The sequence below is a fragment of the Candidatus Kryptonium sp. genome, from assembly GCA_025060635.1.
GTDB lineage: Bacteria > Bacteroidota > Ignavibacteria > Kryptoniales > Kryptoniaceae > Kryptonium.
Window position 1 is genome coordinate 78016 of the sequence record JANXBN010000002.1, and the last position, 26062, is coordinate 104077.

Below are 26062 nucleotides of genomic sequence, written 5' to 3' on the forward strand. Positions count from 1 at the left end.
AAAATGGTGCTTTTAAAATAAAAAACTTACCTTTGATGTTGAAAAGAATTCTTATCTTGATGCTCACCTTAAATATCTTAGTTAAATCTGAACGTATTTCGTTCACCAAGTTTGGATATTCCGATGTTGTACTTCAAGGTCCTTCTCCAGTTGCAACTTGGTTTTTGAAAGTTGGACGAAATTTAAATCCCGCTTTAAGTTATATTCTCATAAACATTGATGCATCCCCAGTTCTTGATATGAAAAATTCTTTCCTGACATTTGTTGTTTGGGATAAACCTGTATTAAGCGTTAGGTTGAGCCAAGTAGAACGGCAAATTAGGATTCCTCTTGATAAAGTTGATTTTGGTTTTTCTGACTTCATCAAACTTGAAGTATATGGGTCTTTAAAGATAAGTGACGATCGGTGCAAGGACATTGAGAGCGGGGGGCTTTATGTTACAATTGAAAAAACATCATACATTGAAGCATTTTATTTTGCTGGTAAAAAAATGAGACCAGGTATATATGACTACATTGATTATTTCAACGCAGGAGGTTTTATTATTATTCCAGATAGCTTAAGTGTAGCGGAAATAGAAGGATACATATGGGTCTATTCTTTTTTGAGAGAGAAAACAGGCTCTGACTTTGGGTTAGCGACTTTTAAAACTTTGCCCGATACCACCACAAATCTCGTTATTATATCCAGATTTGATAAGCTTCCCGAGGGATTTAAAAACCTTATCAATGGTAAATTTTTAAAAGACGATGGATTATTATATTTATTCACAAGTAAGGAAGGAAAAATTGAGAGGAAAATTTTATTTCTGATTGGCTTCAGCGACGAAGGATTAAGAAAAGCGTTAAAAGCATTTTTAAACCCCGATGTTATTTCTTCTTCCTTCAACTCGTTTCTTCTGGTTCGCGAGGCAGTAGAATTACCGAGCTTAAAACCTTTGCTTCCACCGTTTAAAATCAGCTTTAAAGATCTTGGTTTTTCGAGCACGCGCCTTGAAGGTATTGGGAATCTTGGAATGAACTATTCTTTTAGATTGTCTGATTTTGGAGTTTTACCAAATGAAATAGAATTTAACATATCCGCTGTTTACTCACCAGTTATTAAAAGAGAGGAAAGAGCCTTCTTCAATGTCTATTTCAATGGCACGCTAGTTGAAAGCAAGAGATTATCTGAAGAGGGCAGGGTGAATTATAAATTCAAAGTTGATAGATTTAATTTGATGAAGGTAAACACTATAAGAATTGAGTTTGTCTTTTATCCATCCTCTGAAGAATGTAAAAATTCTTTGTTCAAGTTTTTTGCCAAAGTTGATGATGATAATTCATTTATAGAAGTTAAAGAATCTTATAAACCAGATGAACTAAGTTTTCAATATTTCCCAGGTGTCTTCGGGTATGGCGAAACAGTTGCAATCATAAGTAAAAAAATCACTATTGAAAAGATGGAAGCATTGGCAAGAATTATTTATGTTGTTAATGCTGGGCTGAAAAATATGTATTTTTATCCAGCCGTTGTTTATTCTGATCTCGTGGACGAAGAGATTTTAAAAAATTTCAATATTGTTGGTGTGGTTGATCAAGATGATAAATTGTTTGAAAAATTTGATAAAATACCTTTAAAACCAAAGCAAGAATTCAGAATTATAAGTGCCGGAACAGCGAGAGTCCTTTATGCGCTGTGGGATACAACTTCTATTGGTGTTGTTCAAATTTTTTATGGTTATGGTGATAATTCCGTTGTGTTGATTACTGGAATGGGATCTAACGCTGACAGAAGAGCCCTTGATGTTGCTAAAGCAGTTGAGAAAAATTATGACCTTATATCTGGGAATATTGGGATCGCAGATTATGAAAAAGAATATTTCTTCAGGATTGAAAGCAGGTTGGTTAGAGTTCAATATGCTGGTGAGAAGACATTTATTGATTATTTCAATGAGTACAAGGTTTTCATCATAGGTTTAGTTTGGTTTATCGTGCTTGCATTTTTCGTTTATATTTTTATTCGCGGTAAACAACATGCAAAGAGAGTCACCAAAAGATGAAAAAACTTATTTTAATTATCCTCCTTGCACTTCAAAGCTGTTCAACTATCTATAGGGTTGATATAGATAAAATTCGTGAACTAAAGGTTAGAGCAACTGGTGAGTTAAAAAAACTGATTGAACAGGGATTGCCTTTCCGTCCTGATGGTTTTTGTTATTCTATTGATCTTGCAGAAATTATGCATATGGCTGTTGAAATAGATGATTCAATTATCTTTAGGCGAGCATATGAGATTATAAAGCGAAATTATATTATTCGTGATTCCTGGATAGATAGTTCTATCTTGTGGAGGTATAAGCCAGGCTCTGAGATTGAAGCTTCTGGGACAGCTGAAACAATACACTGCGCCTATGCAATTTTTCTTGCTTATAAAAAATGGAAGGTAAAGGAATATAAGCAAGTAAGTTATTCGCTTGCAAAGGCATATTTTAAGCATGGATATATGATTGACTCAAATAAATTTCTTGTGAAAAATTACTTTAATTATCAAACAAGAGCACTTTCCGAGAACACTTGGATTATAAATCAAAGACCTGATTTCTTGATGGCAATCGGGATTGAGAATAATGATGCTCAAATGATTGAAAAGGCACATTTTATGTATAATGCAGTGATGCAATCTTATGTTAAGAATGGTTTTTTCCACTCAATTTATGATATTGGAATTAGAACTGTCATCCCATCGTCAAATGGATATTACTCTCCGAATGGGATTTTCCCTTTGATTTCCTCAATTGATATTGGTATTTCAATCTTTCAATTCAACAGTAAACCATCACAACAAATCTTCAAGTTCATTCATGATAACTTTGGAGAATGGAGCGATTATTATGTCTTGGTTAATGGGGATTTTAAAGGTTTAGGCTCGGGAGATTTTGCTCTTAGCATACATTCAAAGTTAATTGACTTGTATTTTTTGCTTGGAAAACCATCAAGATACAAAATGTTAATCCAATATATCGTTGGTGATGTTTTGCCTGAGAAAATTGAAACTATCTTAAAATTAGGTCCACAGAAAGTTAGTTCATTTTATTTTGAATTAGCGGTTGCTTTAAGAACACTACAAAAACTAAGCGAAGATGCAATTTAGATTTATTAAATATCTTATTTTTGGTTTCCTGCTACTTGAGAGTGTATTTGCAGGTGCATGGACAAGGAGCGCAGGTAAAGTTTTCGTAGCGCCATATTATTACTTTTATAACGCAGAAAAGTATTACGATTTGAACTGGAGACAGAGGTATCTTAATAATGGAGGATATTTTGAAGGGCAGGGAATAGGTGTTTATTTTGAATATGGTTTAAGTGATAAGTTAAATCTGTTAGGTAATGTTCCTTTCATAGTAAATAGGTGGATTGATGATTTTACATACAAAAGTAATTACGGCTTTGGAGATATTGAACTTGGGTTCAAGGTAAAGTTTTACGATTCAAAAATCGTGCTTGGTTTGCAGACGCTTGGAATTATACCTGCTTATTCTTTGAACAAGGAACCATTGCTTGGTTATAGTGAATATGCAAGCGAGTTTAAATTTCTTCTTTCCGGAGGAATTAAACCTTTTGGTTTAAATTCATATTTCAATATTGAAACGGGATATCGTAAATTTTTTACTTCAAGAGTTGCATCACAGTTGAGGTTCCAAATCTTATACGGTTTCAACATTGGAAGTTTAACTCAATGTTTAATTCAGCTTGATGGGGTAAATTCGGTTGGGAAAGGTTATTTTGCAACTCGCTTTAATCCATCTGTTGAAACTGACTATGTTGAAGGTAAGTTAAGCATCTCGTTAGCGCACCGATTCACCTATAAAGCATGGTTGCAAGTTGGAGTTTTTCATGATGTTTATGGTAGGAAAATAGGGGTTGGGCGAGGTTTCTTTATCGCATCTTGGATTGAAATTTAATCTATTAAACAAAACTATGATTTCTGCCCCTGAAAAATCCGTTCGTAGTAAAACAATAGCTGAATATCTGCTTCAGAAAAATTTGATCACGATTGAGCAAATAGAGGAGATTGAAAGGTTTCGTGCTGAAATTGGCTGGTCATTTGCAAAGATATGTTTAACTTATGGTTATGTTAGTAGGCAGAAATGGAGTGAAGTTTTAAAAGAGATCGGTTTTGAACTTGTTGATTTGAAAATGGAAAAAATTGATAAAGGTGTGGTTTCATATCTCAATCTACTTGTTATGGATCAATATCTTGGAGTTCCTATAAGAAAGGAAAATGGTAAAGTTATTGTTGCAATGGTTGATCCCACTGATATTGAGTTTCTTGCTATTGTTAGGAAGCTTTTCAAAAGCGATGTGGAAGTGATTGCAGCAATGGATGTGGATATTATTTGGGTTTTGCATAAATATCTTGGTCCTCCGTTTTGCAGAGTTGCAATCTATAATTTATTGTGGAAGGATCCAGATAGATCTGCTGTCATTACGATAACAGCAACACAAACATTTGTAGTTGTAACTGTTATAACTCTTTATTTGCTTTACTTTTCATTTAGTCCTATATCAGCCTTGATTTTTGTAAATATAATCATCGGTTTACTTTACTTGTTTTCAATTCTTTTCAAATTTTTTCTTTCTCTGGTTGGTGCGAGGTATGAACTTCAGGAAGCTGTTTCAGCCGAGGAGATAAAAGCGATTTCAAATGATGAATTGCCTGTATATACGATTTTATTGCCTGTTTATAAAGAACCTAAAGTAATTTCAAAACTTGTTGAAAGTATAAGCCGGCTTGACTATCCGAGATTTAAACTTGATGTAAAGCTTTTATTGGAAGAGGATGATATTGAAACGATTGAAGCTATAAAAACAATTGATTTTCCAGCTATATTTGAGCCTCTTGTTGTCCCATCCGAAGTGCCCAAGACAAAGCCGAAAGCATGCGATTACGGTCTTCTTTTTGCCCGTGGTGTGTATTTAACAATTTATGACGCTGAAGATGTGCCTGATGCAGATCAACTTAAAAAAGTTGTTGCGCTATTTAAAAAACTCCCTGAAGAATATATCTGCGTGCAATGTGCTTTGAATTATTACAACAGAGAAGAGAACCTTTTAACGAGAATGTTTACGCTTGAATATTCATATTGGTTTGATTACATGCTTCCTGGTCTTAATAGGTTGGGTTTGCCGATTCCTCTCGGTGGGACAAGTAATCATTTCAAAAGAGACAAACTTGAAGAACTTGCTGGTTGGGATCCGTTCAATGTCACAGAGGATGCAGATCTCGGTATAAGAGCTTATGCAAAAGGATATAAAGTTGCGGTTCTTGACTCAACAACATATGAAGAGGCTAATAAATCAGTAAAAAATTGGATAAGACAAAGGTCAAGATGGATAAAAGGTTATATTCAAACTTATCTTGTTCATATGAGGCATCCCATTGAGCTTATTAAGAAAACCGGTTTGAAAGGGTTCATAGGATTTCAGCTTTTCGTCGGAGGAACTCCGTTTGTATTTTTAGCAAATCCAGTAATGTGGTTTATGTTTATTATATGGCTTTTAACGGAATCTGAAATTATAAGTATGATCTTCCCGGATTGGGTAATGTATGTTTCAATCTTTAATTTTCTTTTTGGGAACGCAATTATGATTTACATGAATATGATGTCTGTTTTCAGGCGGAAGTATTATAATCTTCTTCCATTTGCTCTTTTAAATCCATTATATTGGATTTTGCATTCAATAGCTTCATATAAAGCGTTAGGTCAGTTAATTTCAAATCCGTTCTATTGGGAAAAAACAGAGCATGGGATAAGTGAAGTTTTCAAACATATTCATCATCCGAGGAAATGAAAAGTTGGGTTATAATCGCTATATTATCGCTTTTTATTTCCGTTTACTATTTTACTTTAGGTTTGATGTTTATTTCGGCAGATTACTATAATCCTGAATCTTTTTTTCTTATTGAGAAAGGGTTGCTTGCATTAAAAGGGAATCCACCTCGGCTTGAAAATATAGGTTTAATTTATCCACCTATACCTTTCTTTGTGCTTTTTCCTTTCATTTTTATAAATCCAATTATTGCTCCGCTTTTCGCTTCATCACTTACTATGGGATTGTTAACGGCATTTATTGCTTACAGGATCTTGAAGAAAAACTTGTCGTTTGTATTTATTGTTTTTATGCTGTTGATATTTCTATTCAATCCAGTTATTCTATATGCTGGTTCTTCAGGTAGCAGTGCTTATCTTTATTTAACCTTTCTCACCTTGTTTTACCTTTTCATTTTTGAGTATTATGAAAGAAATGTTAGTTTTTATCTTGCTATTGCTGGAGTTTTTATTGGTGTTCTTGTTTTTATAAGGTATGAAATTATCTTCATTCTTATTTTTTGGTTATTCGTTAATGCTATCCTCACAATTGAAACAACACTTGAGGAAGGTGTAAGCTACAGAAATTTTTTTGAATTGCTTAAAAAATTGCCGGCATATAGACAAACATTCATTCGCAGATTGTTTGCGATTTATTTGATGATTTTCATCCCACCCGTTGCTGGTTTTTTATTTTGGTGTTATCTAAACTGGCTTTTTACTTCAAATCCTTTTCATTTTATAAACAGCCCATATTCATATTTTAGAACCTTGAGCACTTATGTGCTTTATAATCCATCATTAATTGAATTTAAGGGAAATGCTTTCAAAAGTTTGATCTATGTTTTGAATGAAATTTTAATTTACATGCCCGCATATATTGTCTTAATTTTTGTTTTCACACGACGACTTTTCTTTTCTCTTGCGTTGATGGCTCCAATAGTTGCTTTGTCTATAATTTCTTATTTAGGTTTGTCTCTTATGAATGTTGATTTTTATGCTCCTTTTATACTTATCGCTTTTGTGACAATGATTTATGCATGCGAAAAGAAACCCAGTTTGCGGAAAAGTTTGGTAATGGGTATTTTTCTTATCTTAATTTTGTTTTCCTTCTTTTCGGGATATTACAAACTTAAAAGCTCATTTTATCCTGAAGAGCGGAATTTTGCAAAGGTACTTCTTGGAGGAAATCCAGATAAACTTTTCTTTGAAGAAAGGAAAGTTGCGGAATTTTTGAAACGAAACGCGTCTTTCAACGATATCATTTTAATGGACGATGCAACGGGCTTTCCAATAATTGTTTTCTATGGAAATCCTAAAAATTTTATTCTTCCGTATCAGTATGAGTTTGCCTCTGTTGTTGAAAGACCGGAAGTTTACGCAGATTATTTAATTCTTTACAATCCAGAAAAATTTGAAGGTAAGCGTTATCTGATTAATCAAAGGCATCCGAATCTTTTCTATTCAGGTTCAAAAGAACTTTCACTTGTTTATAGCACTGATAATTGGAGAATTTTCAAATCAACTTATAGGAAGCGTGCGATCACAGAGAAGTGAACTTAAAGTTTTAATCGTTAAAATCTGAAAAAATTATTAAATTCAAACGATCCAAAAAAGAATATGTTGTTTGAATTGAGACAAAAATAAAACTCATTAGGTGAAACATGAAACTAAAAGGAAAGAAGGTTGTCATTTTCGTTGAGGACTTAGTTGAGGAAATTGAGCTATTGTATCCAAAATACAGATTGATTGAAGAGGGTGCTGAGGTTAAAATCGCTGGTCCAGAAGTTAAAATTTTTAAAGGGAAAAATGGTTATCCCATAAAGTCGGACATTAAATTTGATGAGGTAAAAGTTGACGACTTTGATGCTCTTATAATTCCAGGTGGGTATGCGCCAGATAGAATCAGGAGAAATAATGTTGCTATTGAGTTGACGAGAAAATTCTTTGAATCAGGCAAAATTGTTGCTTTCATCTGTCATGCTGGATGGGTTCCTATCTCTGCTGGAATTTTGCGGAATAAAAAAGTTACGGGTTTTTTCTCAATACGAGATGACCTTGTTAATGCAGGTGCTAAATATGTTGATAGTGAAGTTATAATTGATGGAAATTTAATAAGTTCAAGGATGCCAGATGATCTCCCAGCATTTTGCAAAGCTATAATTTCTGTACTTTCGGATTGAAACCTGAATCACTTTAAATATGTTGGAATTATTGAAACCTTAAAGAAATTTGAAAATTTTTATGCTTGGCGAGGTTCAAACACTCAAAGATATTTTAATGCGTAATTCAAAAGTTGGGGAGCTTTACAGAAAAATTGATGAGAAACGGATTGAGTGTTTTGCTTGTGGGCACAGATGTAAAATTCCAGAAGGAAGAAGTGGCGTTTGCAAGGTCAGGTTTAATGTTGATGGAAAACTATATGTCCCATGGGGATATGTGACATCACTTGCGCTTGACCCGATTGAAAAGAAACCATTTTTCCATGTTTATCCGGGAAGTTATACTCTAAGTTTTGGCATGCTTGGTTGTGACTTTCACTGTGATTATTGTCAAAATTGGGTGACATCACAGGCCTTAAGAGATCCTGTTGCTGGAGCAATTCCAGATTTTATAGATGCTGAAGAAATAGTTGATATCGCTATCAAATACAAAAGCAAAATTATAACAAGCACATATAACGAACCATTGATTACATCCGAATGGGCAGTTGGAATTTTAAAGATCGCAAATCAGCATGGGATTCGTGGTGCATATGTCTCAAATGGGAACGCAACTCCGGAAGTTCTTGATTACATTAGACCATATGTTGATTTTTACAAGGTTGATTTGAAGACATTTAATGATTTGAACTACAGAAAGCTTGGCGGACGATTAAATGTCGTTCTTGATACAATTAAGATGCTTGTTGAGAAGGGTTTCTGGGTTGAAATTGTGACGCTTGTCGTTCCTGGATTTAATGATTCGGAAGGTGAATTAAGAGATATTGCAAAGTTTTTGGCAAGCGTTTCTCCTAACATCCCATGGCATGTGACCGCTTTTCATAAAGATTACAAAATGACAGAGCCAGATAATACGCGTCCAGAGCAATTGATAAAAGCAGTTGAGATAGGTTATGAGGAAGGTTTGAGGTTTGTTTATGCTGGAAATCTGCCGGGTTATGTTGATAAATACGAGAATACTTATTGTTTTAATTGCGGAGCTTTGCTTGTTGAAAGGTTTGGTTTCAGAGTTTTAAAAAATAAAATTGTCGGGGGGAAGTGCTACAAATGCGGAACTGTTATACCTGGTTATTGGGAATAGTTTTGCTTTTTAATTTTGCTTTTGCTCAAGATGCAAGGATAAAAGGAAAGGTTATTGATTTTGAAACCGGGGAACCGATCCCAAATGTAAATATAGTGATTCTTGGAACAACGCTTGGTACATCAACGGATTTAAAAGGTGAGTTTGAAATCAGAGTGAAGCCAGGATCATATATCATTGAGGCAAGAAGCATCGGATATCAAAGTGAGAAAAGAGAAATTGACATAAAAGGTGGTATTGTTTTCGTTGAATTCAGATTGAAGCAAGGTTATGTTGAACTTGGCGAGGTTGAGGTTTTAGCAGATTACAAGAGTCGTCGCGTTGTTGATGTTAGGCCAAGTATTATTGAAGTTGAACCGCAGAATGTTAAAGTTGGAGCTGGCTTTGGGGAGGATGTTTTTAGAATGTTAAGGACTTTGCCTGGTGTTCTTTCACCGTCCGATTTCGCAGCACGATTTGTCGTGCGCGGAGGTTCACCTGATGAAAATTTAATAATCATAGATGGTGTTGAAATTTATAATCCATATCGGCTTTATGGTTTCGTGAGCATGTTCAATCCAGATATTGTTAGTAGTTTTAATTTTATGGCTGGTGGATTTCCTGCAAAATATGGGGATAGGTTATCAGCTGTCCTTGATGTCTCTGGACGCGAGGGGACGAGGGAAAAACTTTTCTCAAGCATGATGAATGTTAATTTGACAAATGCGAATTTGATATTTGAAGGAAAGCTTCCGTTAAATGGTTCGTGGATATTTTCAACCAGAAGGACATACTATGATTTGATACTTGGACCAATAGCTGAAAAAACGGGTCTTGTCAGCGGTGATGTGACATTTCCAAACTTTTATGATTTTCAAACTAAGTTGAGTTTCCAACCATTTAATAAGCACAAAGTTAATTTTTTCTTGATCCACAGCCGTGATGCGATGAATATTATAACTGGCAAAAATCTTGATAGACCTGATAGCGTTACTGTGAACGATTTGTCTTATAACAATACTCTTGCTTTCAATTGGACATATTCTCCGCAAAAAAATTTCGTTATTAAGTTTTTAACATCGTGGTATAAAAATTCAGGTGAAAGCAAGTTCGGTGGGGAATTGCTTGATCCATCTCAAGACGCGGACAGAAAAACTATTTCTGATGATGCAATCTTTTTCAAGGTTGAAACATGGTCAAATTATTCAATTCAAAAGTTCACAACATCGGTTGATGTGAGTTATGAATTTGGAAGAAATTTGGTTGAGTTTGGGGTTGGCAATAGTCGTGTCATTTCAGAGTTGAAATATGTTCTTAAGTTGGATGAAGCGTTAAAGATGTTTTTGATATCGCTCGGCTTTTTCTCGGCCCCAGAGTTTTTCAGATATGTTGAAAGATATAATCGCTCATATTTTTATATTCAAGACAGAATAAAGCTAAGCTCAAAACTCATTGTTCAACCTGGTTTGAGATTTGACTATTACGAGATAATAAAAAGAAGTTATATCTCTCCGAGGTTTAACTTTCTTTATAACATTGATGCCTTGACGAGTTTAAGGTTAGCGTATGGTTGGTATTATCAATCGCCAGGATACGAGAAAATTTATGATCAAAATATATTTTTTGATTTCACTCGGTCGGAGAATTTAAACGCTGAGAAAGCAACTCATTATATCGTTGGGCTTGAAAGATGGCTTTCTGCTGATATATTGGCAAGGGTTGAGGGTTATTATAAAAATTTTGATGATTTAATCGTAAGGAAGCGCGTGAATGGAACAAGATGGGTTGCTGATAGGATACCTGCATATCCGCCAACTGATATTAGAGGATGGAGCCCACCATATCAAATAGCGGTAGATGACTCAGTTACACCGATCCCGGTTAATAGAGGTGATGGAAAAGCATATGGATTTGAAGTTTTCATTGAAAAGAAGCAAACGAGGAATAGCAAAATCCATGGTTGGTTTTCTTACTCTTTTTCAGTTGCGAGAAGAAAAATTTATGATGTTGAATTGCCGTTTATTTTTGATCAGAGACATACAGTTAACATCGTATTAAATTGGAAAATCAGTAGAAAGTTTGATTTAAGCATGACCTGGATGTATGGTTCAAATTATCCCTATACCGAGCCAATTGGGGTGAAACCAAGAATTTTTGTATCTGATACCGCTGTGAAGATAATGACAATAAGAAACAAAGTTGTGCTTGATCTTGATTATGGAGGATTCAGAAACTTTTTGAATTCAAGGAAACCACCATATCATCGTTTGGATGTGCGAATTACTTACAACGCAAGATTTTGGGGCGCGAATTGGAGTTTTTATCTTGATGTTATGAATGTTTACAATCGTAAAAATGTTGTTGGATATGATTTTAGTATTTCAAACGGTCAGATAAAGCGAAGACCAGTCACGATGTTGCCTATCTTACCAACATTAGGCATAAGCGTCAAGTTTTAGGTAAAGCAATAGTGTGAAAAGTTGAACTGATTTTGAGTATTAATAACTTAAAAAATTAACGAGTATGCGAAGGGTTTACTTTGATCATAGTGCAACCACGCCTGTTGATCCCGCTGTTGTTGAGGCAATGTTTCCATATTTCACGAAAATCTTTGGTAATCCATCTTCCGTTCATCAATTTGGGAGAGAGGCCAAGGTTGCAATTGAAGAGGCAAGAGGAGAAATTGCAGATTTTATAAATGCTGAACGCTCTGAGATAATTTTTACAAGCGGAGGTACGGAATCAGATAACTTCGCAATTTTTGGTATAGCGCTAGCTGGTTTTAAAAAGGGCAAAAATCACATAATCACGACTAAAATTGAACATCACGCTGTTCTTGATGTTTGTCTTTATTTACAAGAAAATGGATTTGAAGTGACATTTTTAAATGTTGATTCAGATGGGGTTGTTGATCCTGATGATGTGAGAAAAGCAATAACTCCAAGGACTTGTCTTATAAGCGTAATGCATGTTAATAATGAGATCGGGACAATACAACCAATTCAAGAAATAGGATCAATAGCGAGAGAGTATGATATACCATTTCATACTGACGCGGTTCAATCTTTTGGTAAAATTGATATTGATGTTAAGAGATTAAATGTTGACCTTCTTTCAGCATCCGCTCATAAAATCTACGGACCGAAGGGAATTGGTTTTCTTTATGTAAGGGATGGGATAGAAATTGAAAAATTTCATCGTGGCGGGTCGCAAGAGGCAGGTAGAAGGGCAGGCACAGAGAGCGTGCCATTGATAGTGGGGTTTGGTAAAGCAGTTCAAATTTGCAAAGAGAGAATGAAAAATGATTATGAGCATGTAAGTAGATTGAGGGAGCATATGATTGAAAAAATAAGAGAGTATTTCGGTGAATTTGATGATGAGTTTTTGATTTTGAACAGCCCCTTTGATAAGACGATACCTTATATCTTGAATTTTTCAATAAATTCAAGTAAAATTGATATAGATGCCGAGGCATTGATATATGGGCTTGATTTGAAAGGTGTTGCGGTTTCAAATGGTTCTGCTTGCACATCTGGGAGTTTGAAACCATCGCATGTCATACTTGCTCTTGGAAGAGATGAGAAAACAGCGCTTGCAACTGTGCGTTTCTCGTTCGGAAGAGGAAATACAAGTGAAGAAGTAGATTACGCTGTTGTGAAACTTTTTGAGATAGTGAGAAATTTTGCTGAAAGAGTTATTTCAAAATAAACAAGTTCAATTATGAAGATCTTTAGGAAAAAGTCTTTCATCATTTTTTTGATTTTGGCTTTTATCATTTATGAGTTTTATCCTGTGGCTACATTTGCGAGGGATAAGGTAAGGGTTGGATTTATTGGTTTCAAATTTGAAGGGGTTGGGAAAAAGGCGCAAAGGGAGATAACCAATAGTGTTTTATATCTGCTGGCACAAAAACCGTCGGTTGAATTAGTTTCTCCAGAGGAAGCTATTTCCATAGTTGGTAGTGAAAAAATTAACGCTGTTTTATCTTTACCATCTGAAAATGAAGTTGTAATTTTATCACATATGCTTGGTGTTGACTATTTGTTTTTCGGGAACTTTGTGAATCAGGGAAGTGATACAAATAATGTAGCGCTTTATGGGACATTTGAATGCTTTGATAGACCGAAAAGAAGATTTCACACTGTTGAGATAACTTGGACATATGAAAACATCAATGAAGAGGTGAAAAGAATAGATAAGGAATTTATAAGCAAAGTTTTACCTGGAGGTAGATCAGCGCTTACGAATTTGTTTTTCATAATTGTGCTTGGTTTAATTGTCATTGGCACTTACACTCTCGTGTGGGGTTTGAGTGCTGGTGAGACGCAAGATACAGGAACACCACCAGTTGCACAATAAGAAAAAATTTCTAAGTGGAGGTAGGTCATGGTGTATTCGCAAATCAAATTTTTAGGAAGAAAATTAATAGTGTGCGTTATGTGTATTGTTTTGCTTTCTTGTAGATCTGGTGAGTTTGTTGATGGAAGGGGTGTTGTTTCGTATGATATTTCTTTCAACACCGATAAAAATTACATCATAAACGAGACGGCATTTATTTTGCAGATGTATGAATATACGCTTGAGATAGTTGATCCAATGAAGGATTATTATGTTATACAGACATATTGGAGAGTTCGCGATGGACAACTTGCTGTTGGGGTTGATACTGTTGGAGCGTTGTTCAGGGATAGGGTGTTGATTCATATTGTTCCTCGTGGTAGAAGTAGTTTTTATTTCAGGACATATCAAGTTTATAACACTATTTTTCAGTTTGAGTTTCAAGTTAGAATGGGTGCTGGGAACTGGGTTAAGTTTTCACCACCTGAGAATTATTTGAAGGAGTATTCAGCTATAATCAAGGAGTTAAAGATGCGAATGTTGAAATATGGTCCGAGTTCAGGTGGATAACTTGAAAAATTCTTGCATTTTTAAAAAGAAATGATTATATTTACGACTGCCTTTTAGTAGATGTGTTCTTTTATAAGTGGTGCTGGCGTAGCTCAGTTGGTAGAGCAGCTGACTTGTAATCAGCAGGTCCGGGGTTCAAATCCCCGCGCCAGCTCGGTTTGTGGGTGGGCGCCGGAGTTGGAGAGCCGGGCTGGGCTGTAAACCCAGTGGCGTGAAGCCTGAGGGGGTTCGAATCCCTCCCCACCCACGCCATCGTTAAGCGGGTGTAGCTCAGATGGTAGAGCGCCAGCCTTCCAAGCTGGTGGTCGCGGGTTCGAATCCCGTCGCCCGCTCAAGTTTGCTCGCGTAGCTCAGTTGGTAGAGCGCGTCCTTGGTAAGGACGAGGTCACCGGTTCAATCCCGGTCGCGAGCTCAAGCGAAGTTTTCAAATAAAAATTATAACTAAATGGCAAAATCTGAAGGTAGAGAGATAATTACGCTTGAATGCACTGTGTGTAAGCACAGAAATTATACCACTACAAAGAACCGAAGAAAACACCCAGAGAGGGTGGAATATAAAAAATATTGCAAATTCTGCAACAAACACACTATTCATAAAGAAACACGCTAAATGGGACACGTCCGTAGCTCAACTGGTAGAGCAGCGGTCTCCAAAACCGCAGGTTGGGGGTTCGAGTCCCTCCGGACGTGCTAATTTTTTATTTTAAAAATTATCGTTGATCCTGATGCGAGAAAAGATTATTAACTTTTTTACCGACATTTACAAAGAACTTCAAAAAGTCACCTGGCAAAAACAAGATGAACTGATTGAGTCAACAAAGGTCGTCTTGATTGCGTGTCTTATTTTCACTGTCATTATATGGATAATTGATATCATCATCACCGAAATTTTAAAAATTATCTTTTGATTAGTCCATGGCAAGGAGATGGTATGCGGTGAGAACATATTCGGGGCATGAGAATCGTGTTAAGAAATTTATAGAAAATGAAATCGCTGAAGGGAAGTTCAAAGACAAAATTTTTAGCGTTTTTGTCCCGACTGAAAAAGTAACCGTCGTGAAAGAAGGAAGAAAAAAATCTCGTGTCAAAGCATTTTTCCCTGGTTATATTTTGATTGAAGCGGAAATGGATGATGAAGTTAAAAGTTTTATTCGTAGCGTTCCATCAGTTGTAAGCTTTGTTGGTCCAAAGGGGAATCCTGTTCCCTTAAGAGAGGACGAAGTTGAAAGATTCATTGGCAAAGTTGAAGAGTCAGGCGTTGAAAGGATTGATGTGCCTTTCAGGGTTGGAGATTCAGTTAGAGTTATTGATGGACCATTTACTGATTTCAGTGGTATAGTTCAAGAGGTAAATTCTGAAAAAATGAAGCTAAAAGTTATGATCAATATCTTTGGTCGCAAGACGCCTGTTGAACTTGATTTTACACAAGTTGAAATTGAAAAATAAAAATTAACTTTACAGAGAAATGGCTAAAAAGGTAGTTGGATATGTGAAGCTTCAAATACCCGGTGGACAAGCAACACCAGCTCCTCCAGTTGGACCTGCGCTCGGTCAGCGTGGTATAAACATTATGGAGTTCTGCAAGCAGTTTAACGCCCGAACCCAAGATAAAATGGGTTTGATTTTACCTGTTATTGTGACTGTTTATTCTGATAAATCATTTACATTTGTTGTAAAAACACCGCCGGCATCTGTACTTTTGAAGAAAGCAGCTGGAATTGAGAAAGGATCGTCTGAACCGAAGCGAGTTAAAGTTGGTAAGGTTACTCGTCAGCAGATAAGAGAAATTGCTCAAATGAAGATGCCCGATTTAAATACGAATGATATAGAAGCTGCAATGCGTATGATTGAGGGCACAGCAAAAAGTATGGGAATTGAAATCGTTGATTAAAAAATAATTATGAAATGAAAATGCCAAAGCATAGCAAAAGATATCTTGAAGCTCTAAAAAAGATTGACAAATCAAAAGCATATCCACTTGAAGAAGCAATTCAAAAGGTTAAAGAAACCGCAACAGCAAAGTTTGATGAAACAGTTGATATAGCAATTCGCCTTGGTGTTGATCCAAGGCACGCAGATCAAATGGTTCGTGGGACCGTGGTTTTACCATATGGTACAGGAAGAAAGGTTCGTGTACTTGTCTTGACAAAGCAACCTGAAAAAGAGAAAGAAGCAATTGAAGCTGGTGCTGATTATGTTGGATTTGATGAGTACATAAACAAGATTAAAGAGGGATGGACAGATGTTGATGTTATAATTGCAACGCCTGAAGTTATGGGCGAAGTCGGGAAACTTGGTAAAATTCTCGGACCCCGTGGTTTGATGCCTAACCCCAAAAGTGGAACTGTAACAACCGATGTCGCTAAAGCTGTTAGAGAAGCAAAAGCGGGAAGAGTTGAATTTAGAGTTGATAAAGCCGGAAATATTCATGTGTCAGTTGGAAAGGTATCATTTGAAAATGAAAAGTTGATTGAAAATATAAAAACCCTGTTGTCAACGATAGTCAAATTAAGACCAGCAAGCGTCAAGGGACAATACATAAGGAACATTACCTTATCAAGCACGATGGGTCCTGGAATAAAAGTTGATAAGAATTCAGTACTTATGAATTTATCATAAATGGGTTGCTTCTAAGCCAACATCTCTGGTTGCAAAGACGCACTCTAATCGGAGATATTTTTTTAACTTAAAAAATTTTTGAGGATGAAATGAAAAAAGAGGAGAAAGCTAAAGTCGTTGAAGAGATAACTCAGAAAATTTCACATGCGAAAGGATTAGTTTTAGCTGATTTTACTAAAATGACCGTCGCTGAGGTGAACGAATTGAGGCGAGAACTTAAAAGCGCTGGCGTTGATTATAAGGTGGTGAAGAATACTTTGTTAAAGATAGCAATGCAAAATGTCGGCGGATACGATGGCTTATTCCGGTATCTTGAAGGGCCTACTGCTGTTGCTTTCGGATATGATGACCCGATTACACCAGTGCGACTGATAAAGAAAATAAAAGGTAAAATTGATAAACCAGCGGTTAAAGCGATTTATATTGAAGGGCAAATTTACGATGGTTCAAAGCTTGACGAGCTTGCTAATTTGCCATCAAAGTCCGATATTATCGCTGGAATAATTGGAAGCATAGCAGCGCCAGCAAGTGGTATCGTGTGGACATTGAATGCAGTTTTATCGGAGTTAGTTTTGGTAATTGATGCAATAGCAAAGAAACTTGAAGAAAAAGGTTCATAAGAATTTTTAAAAACAAAATTTTTAAGGGAGAAAGAAATGCCATCACAGATAGTAGAAGAAATCGTTGAAAGAATTGAAAAACTTACGCTTCTTGAAGCAGTAGAATTGAAAAAGATCCTTGAGGAAAAATTTGGTGTTTCCGCAGCAGCTGTTGCAGCTCCTGTTGTCGCAGCTGTTCCTGGTGCAGCACCTGCAGCAGCTCAACCAGCAGCTGAAGAAAAGACAGAATTTGATGTCATTCTTGTTAACCCAGGTGCTCAGAAACTTAATGTAATAAAGATCGTCAGACAAATAACAGGTCTTGGATTGAAAGAAGCAAAAGATTTAGTTGACAGCGCACCGAAACCGATAAAAGAAGGAATTTCAAAAGAGGAAGCTGAGAAAATCAAGAAAGAGCTTGAAGAAGCAGGAGCACAGGTTCAAATCAAATAAATTTTTCTTTACAAACTAAAATTGAGATTAAAAACTGAAATCAAAGCAAGCCGGTAACCACCTAAAAGTGTTAAACTTTTAGGGTTATCGGCTTGTTGCTTTTTTTAAAATCAAAATCTCAAGGAGTGAGGAAAATTGGCAAAGAAAAGAGAAATAACAGCAACGGGGAGAATTTCATTTGGAAAAATTAAACCAGTAATTGAACATCCCGATTTACTGGAGATCCAGCTTAAATCTTTTAAAGAGTTTTTACAGGAAGATGTTCCTCCAAGTAAAAGAGAGAACAAGGGGTTACAAGCTGTTTTCAAAGCGAATTTCCCTATCACCGATTCAAAGGAAGTTTTCGTTCTTGACTTTATTGAGTATTATGTTGATAAACCTAAATACACAGTTGAAGAGTGCAAAGAACGAGGTTTGACTTATGCGGTTCCTCTTAAGGCGAAGTTGCGTCTTTCTTCAAGGCTTGATCCAAGCCATGCTGATTATGTTGAAACAATTGAACAAGATGTTTTTCTCGGTAATCTACCATATATGACAGAAAGAGGAACATTCGTTATAAATGGAGCTGAAAGAGTTGTTGTAAATCAGCTACAAAGGTCTCCTGGCGTTTTCTTTGATGAAACCGTTTTCCCAAATGGCTTGAAGACATATCAAGCACAGATAATTCCTTTAAAAGGTTCGTGGATTGAGTTTACAACGGATGTCACAGATATGATGTATGTTTACATTGACAGGAAGAGGAAGTTTTATGTAACGACCCTTTTGAGAGCACTTGGATATTCTTCTGATGAAGATATATTGAAATTGTTTGAGCTTGTTGAAGAAATTCCAATTAATAACTCAACTCGTGCAAAGCTGATAGGCAGAATTATCGCATCTGATGTTGTTGATCTAAAAACAGGAGAGATAATAATCACAAGAAATTCTGAAATAACCGCAGATGATATTGAGAGAATTAGTCAAGCACATATTAAGTCATTGCTTGTATGGAAGGAAGAAGATTCAGAGGTGAAGGAAATAATACTTAAAACGATGGATAAAGATGTGATAAAAAATGAAAGGGAAGCAATTGAGCATATTTACAAGCAGTTGCGACTCGGTGAAGCACAAGATATGGAAACAGCAAAAAGCATAATTGAAAAATGGTTCTTTAATCCGAAGCGCTATGATTTAAGCGTCGTTGGAAGATACAAGATTAATACGCGACTTAATTTAAATGTCCCATTAAATCAAACAACCTTGACGAAAGAAGATATAGTTGCGATTATAAAATATCTTGTTCACCTACAAAGCGGTAAAGAAAGAATTGATGATGTTGATCACCTTGGGAATCGTAGAGTAAGAACAGTATCTGAGCAACTTGTTCAGGTTTTGAATGCTGCTTTTGCAAGAATGGCTCGCACGATAAAAGAAAGATTAAATTTAAGGGAAACAGATAAGCTTACTCCACAGGATCTTGTAAATTCAAGAATCATAGCCAATGCTTTGAATGCGTTCTTTGGGACGAGCCAACTTTCGCAATTTATGGATCAAACAAATCCGCTTGCCGAAATAACGCACAAGAGAAGGGTCAGCGCGCTTGGTCCTGGTGGATTGACAAGAGAAAGAGCAGGGGTTGAAGTACGAGACGTTCATTATACTCAATATGGAAGGCTTTGTCCAATTGAGACACCGGAAGGTCCAAACATTGGTTTGATTGCCTCGCTCGCTGTTTTCGCCAGAATAAATGAATTTGGTTTTATTGAAACTCCATATAGAAAGGTAAAAAATGGTCGTGTTACTGACGAAGTTGAATATCTCACAGCAGATGAGGAGGAAAGAGTTATAATAGCGCAGGCAAATGCTCCGATTGATTCAAATGGTAAGTTTCTTGTTGATAAGGTTAAAGCAAGGAAAGGCGGTGATTTCGTAGTTGTATCGCCGGAGGAAGTTCAATATATGGATATCTCGCCAAATCAGATAGTTAGTGTATCTGCTTCGCTTATCCCATTTCTTGAGCACGACGATGCAAACCGTGCTCTTATGGGTTCAAATATGCAAAGACAAGCTGTTCCTCTCTTAAGACCCGAGGCGCCTTTCGTTGGAACAGGATTTGAAGATAAAGTAGCTCGTGATTCAAGAATGATGATCGTTGCTCAAGGTGATGGTGTGGTTAAATATGTTGACGCAACTAAGATAATCGTTGAATATGACCATAAGAAAGGAAGCGTTGAGGAAATTTTGAGCTTTGATGATAAATACACAGTTGAATATAGATTGACAAAGTTTGCAAGATCAAACCAGGATACTTGCATAAATCAAAAGCCAATCGTTAAGGTTGGACAAAGAGTTAAAGCGGGTGATGTTTTAGCTGATGGTCCATCAATTGATCATGGTGAACTTGCTCTTGGTAGAAATGTCTTGGTTGCTTTCATGCCTTGGAGAGGTTATAATTTTGAGGACGCTATTATCGTAAGTGAGAAACTTGTTGCTGAAGATGCTTTTACATCCGTTCATATAGAGGAATTTGAACTTTCAGTTCATGATACACGACGAGGCGAGGAAGAATTTACAAGGGAAATTCCAAATGTAAGCGAAGAGGCGATAAAAGACCTTGATGAGAATGGTATTGTAAAGGTTGGCACTTATGTTAAGGAAGGTGATATTTTAATTGGTAAAATAACTCCTAAAGCAGAAACTGAGCCAACACCTGAAGAGAAACTTTTAAGAGCTATTTTCGGTGAAAAAGCAGGCGAAGTTAAAGATGCTTCTTTAAGAGCAAGTCCAGGATTAAGAGGCGTTGTTATTGCAACGAAACTTTTCCAACGCAAAAAGAAAGACGCTGAATCAAAGAAGCAAGAAAAGAAACTGCTTGATGGGATTGAAAGAAAACGAAAAAAGTTAATTAACGAAACTAAAGAGAAACTTGCTGAAAAACTTGGACAATTGCTTGAAGGTGAAGTTTCACTTGGAATTAGGAATAAGAAAGGTGAAGTTGTCATAAGAAGTGGGGTCACATTGAAGCCTGAGACATTTAAAGCGCATATTGATGAGCTTGATGACCTTGATTACGATGCTGAATGGGTTGAGAATTCAAAGAGGAACTTGCTCAAGAAGCAACTTTACGAGAATTATCTGAAGAAATTGCAAGACATTGAAACGCAGGCAAAAATTGAAAAATATAAAGTCCAAGTTGATGAGCTTCAACCGGGCGTCGTTCAGCTTGCTCGTGTTTATGTAGCGAAGAAGAGAAAATTGCAGGTTGGAGATAAAATGGCGGGTCGTCACGGGAACAAAGGTGTTATAGCGAAAGTTGCGCCTGTTGAAGATATGCCTTTCCTTCCAGATGGAACACCAGTTGATATCGTCTTAAATCCACTTGGTGTGCCTTCAAGAATGAACCTTGGACAGTTATTTGAAACAGCGCTTGGATGGGCTGCAAAGAAACTCGGTGTAAAATATGCAAGCCCAATATTTGATGGTGCAACTTGGGAAGATATACAAGAAGAACTTAGAAAAGCAGGATTACCTGAAACCGGTAAAACTATACTCTATGACGGAAGAACAGGAGAACCCTTTGACCAGGAAGTTACAGTTGGATACATTTATATGATGAAACTTATTCATATGGTTGAGGATAAGATCCACGCAAGATCAATAGGACCTTATTCACTTATCACACAGCAACCGCTCGGAGGAAAAGCACAATTTGGTGGACAGAGACTTGGAGAAATGGAAGTATGGGCACTTGAAGCATATGGAGCAGCTTATACTTTGCAAGAAATGTTAACTTATAAATCTGATGATATTCAAGGTCGCTCAAAAGCATACGAAGCAATAGTTAAAGGCGATAATTTGCCTGAACCTGGAATACCTGAATCATTTAATGTTCTTGTCCGCGAACTTCAGGGACTTGGTCTTGATGTCAGAATTGAATAAAAATAAATTTTTCTCAGGAGGTTTTAAAGATGGAAAAACTTCAAATCTTAAAAGAAGGTCTTTTAAGAAAAAGACAAATAACCAAAGTTTCAATCAAACTTGCAAGCCCAGATACGATACTCCAGTGGTCGCGCGGAGAAGTTACAAAGCCAGAAACTATAAATTACAGAACATATAAACCAGAAAGAGATGGACTTTTTTGCGAGAAGATATTCGGACCTGTTAAGGATTGGGAATGTCATTGCGGAAAATATAAAAGAATAAGATATCGTGGTGTTGTTTGTGATAGGTGTGGAGTTGAAGTCACGCAAAGAAGTGTAAGGCGAGAACGAATGGGGCATATAGAATTAGCAACTCCAGTCGTGCATATATGGTATTTGAGATCTGTGCCGAGCAAGATTGGAGCATTGCTTGGAATGTCAACCAAGGACCTTGAAAAAATCGTTTATTACGAGTCATATGTTGTGATAAAACCCGGAAAAACTGGACTAAAAGAGAAAGACCTAATAACGGAAGAGCAATATCAGGAAATAATTGAACAATTCCCTGAAAACGAAAAATTACCAGACGATCATCCTGATAAATTCATCGCAAAGATGGGTGGAGAAGCAATACGGGATCTCTTGAAAAACTTGGACATTGAAAAGTTATCAAATGAACTGAAAGAACAGCTTACGAAAGAATCTTCAGAACAAAAGAAATATGAGATTTTAAAGCGACTCAAGGTGGTTGAGGCATTTAATCAGAAGCAACCTGTGAGAGGAGGAAAAGAAGAGTTTATAAATAGACCTGAATGGATGGTTTTAACTATAATTCCAGTCATTCCGCCTGAATTGAGACCTCTTGTTCCGCTTGAAGGTGGAAGGTTTGCAACAAGCGATTTGAATGATTTGTATCGTAGAGTTATAATCAGAAATAATAGATTGAAGAGGTTAAAAGAGGTAAGGGCACCAGAGATAATTGTAAGAAATGAGAAACGAATACTTCAGGAAGCAGTTGATGCTTTACTTGATAATTCAAGACGAGTTAATGCTGTAAAAGCAGATACGAATAGACCTCTTAAATCGTTATCTGATATTTTGAAGGGCAAGCAAGGAAGATTCAGACAAAACTTGCTTGGTAAAAGAGTTGATTATTCTGGTCGTTCTGTTATCGTCGTTGGACCTGAGCTGAAACTTCATCAATGCGGATTACCTAAAGATATGGCTGTTGAACTGTTTAAACCATTTTTGATCCGCAAGTTGATTGAGTATGGCTATGCAAAAGCTTCACGATCCGCTAAGAGAATCATTGAAAGAAAAGAACCGATCATTTGGCAATTACTTGAGAAAATAGTTGAAAGTCATCCGGTTCTTTTAAACCGTGCTCCTACATTGCATAGGCTTGGTATACAAGCATTTCAACCGGTTTTGACAGATGCGAAAGCTATTCAGCTTCATCCGCTCGTTTGCGTTGCTTTTAATGCTGATTTTGATGGTGATCAAATGGCTGTCCATGTCCCGCTTTCTTACGAGGCACAGCTTGAGGCAAGAATACTAATGCTTTCAAGTCATAACTTACTAAAGCCTGCTGACGGTAAACCAATTACAATTGCAACTCAAGATATCGTTCTCGGTCTTTATTACCTTACAAAGGAAAGAAGTGGAGAATTAGGAGAAGGGAAGAGATTTTCATCACCTGAAGAAGTTATCATTGCACATAACACTGGAAAACTCGGACTGCATGCTAAAATTAAAGTACGAATCTTTAATCAAGAGACAGGAAAGTTTGAAGTCATTGAAACGACGACAGGTAGAGTTATCTTCAATCAAATCGTTCCCAAGGAAATTGGATTTATCAACGAGATTTTGACAAAGAAGAAACTTACCGATCTAATAGCGAAAATTTATAAGAGATTTGGAAATGTTCGCACCGCTGAATTCCTTGATGAAATGAAAGACATGGGATACTATTACGCAACTAAATCTGGAATTTCAATTGGTGTTCCTGATGTAATTGTTCCAGAGGAAAAAGAGGCGATAATTGCTGAGTATCAAAAGCGAGTTGATTCTCACTTTGAGGATTATCTTGCTGGAGAAATTACCGATTCCGAAAGATACAATAAAGTCATTGACGAATGGTCAGCCGCAACTGAGAAAGTTGCAAAAGTTTTGTTTGAAAAACTTTCCAATGTGAATCAAGGTTTCAATCCTCTCTTCGTCATGCTTGATTCTGGAGCTCGTGGTTCAAAGGATCAAATCAGACAGCTTGGTGGAATGCGTGGTTTGATGCAGAAACCACAGAAAGGTATGACTGGGCAACCTTATGAAATGATTGAATATCCAATTCTCTCAAACTTCCGTGAGGGTCTTTCAATATGGGAATATTTCCTTTCAACGCACGGTGCAAGGAAAGGGCTTGCGGATACAGCTTTGAAAACTTCAGACGCAGGTTATCTTACAAGGCGTTTGGTTGATGTAGCACAAGATGTCGTCGTAACAGAAGAAGATTGCGGAACTGTACGAGGAATAATCATGACCGCACTCAAAGAAGAAGGTGGTGAAGAGATAAGAGTTACGCTTGCTGATAGAATAATCGGTCGCGTCGCTTTGCATGACATTTATCATCCCGTTACTGGAGATATAATTGTTGAGGCAGGGCAAGAAATAGATGAGGATTTAGCTCAAAAGATTGAAGAAGCTGGAATTGAAGAAGTTGAAGTTCGTTCTGTGTTAACTTGTGAAACCAAACACGGCGTTTGTGTTAAATGTTATGGTAGAAATCTCGCAACTGGTAGAATGGTTGAGGTTGGTGAAGCGGTTGGCATAATTGCAGCACAATCAATAGGTGAACCTGGAACACAGCTTACGCTTAGAACATTCCACACAGGTGGTAGCGTTGCCGGTGCTGGATATAGATCATCAAAGATATTTGCGAAAAATGATGGTAAAGTTAGGTTTGTCAACATAAGATATATCCAATACGAGAAAGTTTCAGACGAAGGAATAGAAACTGTTTTACGTGTGATGTCAAAGCAAGGTTATATAATAGTTGAGGATGAAAAAAGAAGTGAACTTTCCAAAAAATATGCTGTTCCGTATGGATCTGACCTGAAAGTGAAAGACGGACAGAAAGTTAAGAAGGGAGATGAACTTTATGAAACAGATCCATATAACTCGTTAATATTGGCTGAGAAGAGTGGAATAATTGAACTTATTGACTTCATCCCCGATGTCACATATCGTGAGGAAGCTGATGAGACAACAGGACATATGCAAAGAGTAATAATTGAAGCAAAAGATAAAACAAAAGTTCCGAGAATTAAAATAAAGACCTCAACAGGGGAAGAGCACTATCAAGCGATACCTGCAAGAGCACTTGTAAATCCAGAACTTAATGACGGTGCATATGTTAAAGCTGGTGATGTGATAGCTAAAATCCCAAGAGAGCAAGCTAAGATCAGAGATATAACTGGAGGATTGCCAAAGGTTGTAAATCTTTTTGAAGCCAGGACTCCAAACAATCCAGCGGAACTTGCTGAAATAGATGGTGTTGTAAGTGTAAAGGTTGAGAAGAACTACTACATCGTTAAAATAACAAGCGATGATGGACAATTTGAAAGAACTTATCAGATACCGCAAACGAAGCATCTCATCGTTGAAGATGGGGATCGTGTTAACGCTGGTGATAGGTTAACGGATGGTCCAATTGATCCGCATAAGATCTTAAGCATAAAGGGAATTAATGCAGTTCAGCAATATCTTGTTAATGAAATTCAAGATGTTTACAGAAATGAAGGCGTTGAGATCAATGATAAACATATTGAAGTAATCGTTAGACAGATGATGCGTAAAGTTAAAATTACAAATCCAGGAGATACGAAATTCCTTGAGAGAGATATTGTTGATAAAGACGCTGTTGATGATGAGAATAACAGGATAAGAAACATGGTGGTCATAACGAACAAAGGTGATTCAAAGTTTAAGGTTGGGCAATTGAGAACAAGAGCTGAGGTTGAAAAGGAAAACGATATGTTAAGGAGAAGAAGGAAAAAACTTGTTGAATATCGTCCTGCGAAAGGTGCGGAGTTTGAACCTGTGTTGCTTGGGATAACGAGCGCTGCTTTAACAACAGAAAGTTGGATCTCCGCAGCCTCTTTCCAAGAGACGACAAGAGTTCTAACGGATGCAGCGATAGAAGCGAAAGTTGATTATCTGCGCGGCTTGAAAGAAAATGTTGTGGTTGGTCAACTCATCCCAGCTGGAACTGGATTCAGAAGCGCTGAAAAAGATTATCGTGATGTTAGGGTGAAACCGAAGGAGATCGCCAAGGAAGTTGAAGAGGTTGAAGAAGAGGAAGAGAAAGCAAAAGCTATGGAGAAAAAAGCATCTTCTTTGTGAAAATAAATCCTAACTCTTGAAGTTTAAACCTAAAGCGACGGTTGATTTATAA

The 26062-nt window shown here is 36.7% G+C and carries 20 protein-coding genes and 5 tRNA genes; all 25 read left to right on the top strand.

The window, feature by feature from the left end; genetic code table 11:
• The first annotated feature begins 35 nt into the window (after positions 1–35).
• Complete coding sequence (locus tag NZ923_04720) at positions 36–2042, top strand: cellulose biosynthesis cyclic di-GMP-binding regulatory protein BcsB (protein MCS7229324.1); 2007 nt, start codon at positions 36–38, stop codon at positions 2040–2042.
• On the top strand, positions 2039–3133 hold the full coding sequence (locus tag NZ923_04725) for a hypothetical protein (GenBank protein ID MCS7229325.1): 1095 nt from the start codon (positions 2039–2041) through the stop codon (positions 3131–3133). The genes NZ923_04720 and NZ923_04725 overlap by 4 nt, the downstream gene beginning before the upstream one ends.
• Positions 3123–3944: a hypothetical protein gene (locus NZ923_04730; GenBank protein ID MCS7229326.1), complete on the top strand. Its 822-nt coding sequence runs from the start codon at positions 3123–3125 to the stop codon at positions 3942–3944. The genes NZ923_04725 and NZ923_04730 overlap by 11 nt, the downstream gene beginning before the upstream one ends.
• Positions 3904–5835: a glycosyltransferase gene (locus NZ923_04735; protein ID MCS7229327.1), complete on the top strand. Its 1932-nt coding sequence runs from the start codon at positions 3904–3906 to the stop codon at positions 5833–5835. Before NZ923_04730 ends, NZ923_04735 begins: the two co-directional genes overlap by 41 nt.
• Positions 5832–7409, top strand: a complete 1578-nt coding sequence (locus NZ923_04740) for a hypothetical protein (GenBank protein MCS7229328.1) — start codon at positions 5832–5834, stop codon at positions 7407–7409. Before NZ923_04735 ends, NZ923_04740 begins: the two co-directional genes overlap by 4 nt.
• Positions 7410–7516: 107 nt before the next feature.
• Entirely contained in the window at positions 7517–8035 is a 519-nt protein-coding gene (locus NZ923_04745) for a type 1 glutamine amidotransferase (GenBank protein ID MCS7229329.1), read from the top strand.
• 61 nt (positions 8036–8096) lie between these two features.
• The gene (gene amrS, locus NZ923_04750) at positions 8097–9155 is read left to right on the top strand and encodes an AmmeMemoRadiSam system radical SAM enzyme (GenBank protein ID MCS7229330.1); all 1059 of its coding nucleotides are present in this window, start codon (positions 8097–8099) and stop codon (positions 9153–9155) included.
• Positions 9122–11593 (top strand): TonB-dependent receptor, encoded by a 2472-nt coding sequence (locus tag NZ923_04755; GenBank protein ID MCS7229331.1) that lies wholly within the window; start codon positions 9122–9124, stop codon positions 11591–11593. The genes amrS and NZ923_04755 overlap by 34 nt, the downstream gene beginning before the upstream one ends.
• A gap of 64 nt (positions 11594–11657) precedes the next feature.
• Entirely contained in the window at positions 11658–12842 is a 1185-nt protein-coding gene (locus NZ923_04760; protein ID MCS7229332.1) for a cysteine desulfurase, read from the top strand.
• A gap of 54 nt (positions 12843–12896) precedes the next feature.
• Positions 12897–13493: a hypothetical protein gene (locus tag NZ923_04765; protein MCS7229333.1), complete on the top strand. Its 597-nt coding sequence runs from the start codon at positions 12897–12899 to the stop codon at positions 13491–13493.
• A gap of 78 nt (positions 13494–13571) precedes the next feature.
• Positions 13572–14042, top strand: a complete 471-nt coding sequence (locus NZ923_04770) for a hypothetical protein (protein ID MCS7229334.1) — start codon at positions 13572–13574, stop codon at positions 14040–14042.
• 81 nt (positions 14043–14123) lie between these two features.
• Positions 14124–14196 (top strand) — tRNA-Thr (locus NZ923_04775).
• An 8-nt stretch (positions 14197–14204) separates the two neighbouring features.
• Positions 14205–14289 (top strand) — tRNA-Tyr (locus tag NZ923_04780).
• A 12-nt stretch (positions 14290–14301) separates the two neighbouring features.
• Positions 14302–14374 (top strand) — tRNA-Gly (locus NZ923_04785).
• 7 nt (positions 14375–14381) lie between these two features.
• A tRNA-Thr gene (locus NZ923_04790) sits at positions 14382–14454 on the top strand.
• Positions 14455–14487: 33 nt separating this feature from the next.
• Positions 14488–14652, top strand: coding sequence for a 50S ribosomal protein L33 (rpmG, locus tag NZ923_04795; GenBank protein MCS7229335.1), 165 nt, complete (start codon positions 14488–14490; stop codon positions 14650–14652).
• Positions 14653–14659: 7 nt separating this feature from the next.
• Positions 14660–14732, top strand: a tRNA-Trp gene (locus NZ923_04800).
• A 35-nt stretch (positions 14733–14767) separates the two neighbouring features.
• Positions 14768–14950: a preprotein translocase subunit SecE gene (gene secE / locus NZ923_04805; GenBank protein MCS7229336.1), complete on the top strand. Its 183-nt coding sequence runs from the start codon at positions 14768–14770 to the stop codon at positions 14948–14950.
• 7 nt (positions 14951–14957) lie between these two features.
• On the top strand, positions 14958–15488 hold the full coding sequence (gene nusG / locus NZ923_04810) for a transcription termination/antitermination protein NusG (GenBank protein ID MCS7229337.1): 531 nt from the start codon (positions 14958–14960) through the stop codon (positions 15486–15488).
• Between the two features lie 19 nt (positions 15489–15507).
• Positions 15508–15933, top strand: coding sequence for a 50S ribosomal protein L11 (gene rplK / locus NZ923_04815; protein ID MCS7229338.1), 426 nt, complete (start codon positions 15508–15510; stop codon positions 15931–15933).
• Between the two features lie 20 nt (positions 15934–15953).
• Entirely contained in the window at positions 15954–16661 is a 708-nt protein-coding gene (gene rplA / locus NZ923_04820) for a 50S ribosomal protein L1 (GenBank protein MCS7229339.1), read from the top strand.
• 89 nt (positions 16662–16750) lie between these two features.
• On the top strand, positions 16751–17281 hold the full coding sequence (rplJ, locus tag NZ923_04825; protein MCS7229340.1) for a 50S ribosomal protein L10: 531 nt from the start codon (positions 16751–16753) through the stop codon (positions 17279–17281).
• A gap of 36 nt (positions 17282–17317) precedes the next feature.
• A complete protein-coding gene (gene rplL, locus NZ923_04830) occupies positions 17318–17713 on the top strand; it encodes a 50S ribosomal protein L7/L12 (protein ID MCS7229341.1) in 396 nt (131 codons plus the stop codon).
• Between the two features lie 135 nt (positions 17714–17848).
• The gene (gene rpoB, locus NZ923_04835) at positions 17849–21631 is read left to right on the top strand and encodes a DNA-directed RNA polymerase subunit beta (protein MCS7229342.1); all 3783 of its coding nucleotides are present in this window, start codon (positions 17849–17851) and stop codon (positions 21629–21631) included.
• Positions 21632–21660: 29 nt separating this feature from the next.
• Complete coding sequence (gene rpoC, locus NZ923_04840; protein MCS7229343.1) at positions 21661–26010, top strand: DNA-directed RNA polymerase subunit beta'; 4350 nt, start codon at positions 21661–21663, stop codon at positions 26008–26010.
• Positions 26011–26062 lie beyond the last annotated feature (52 nt).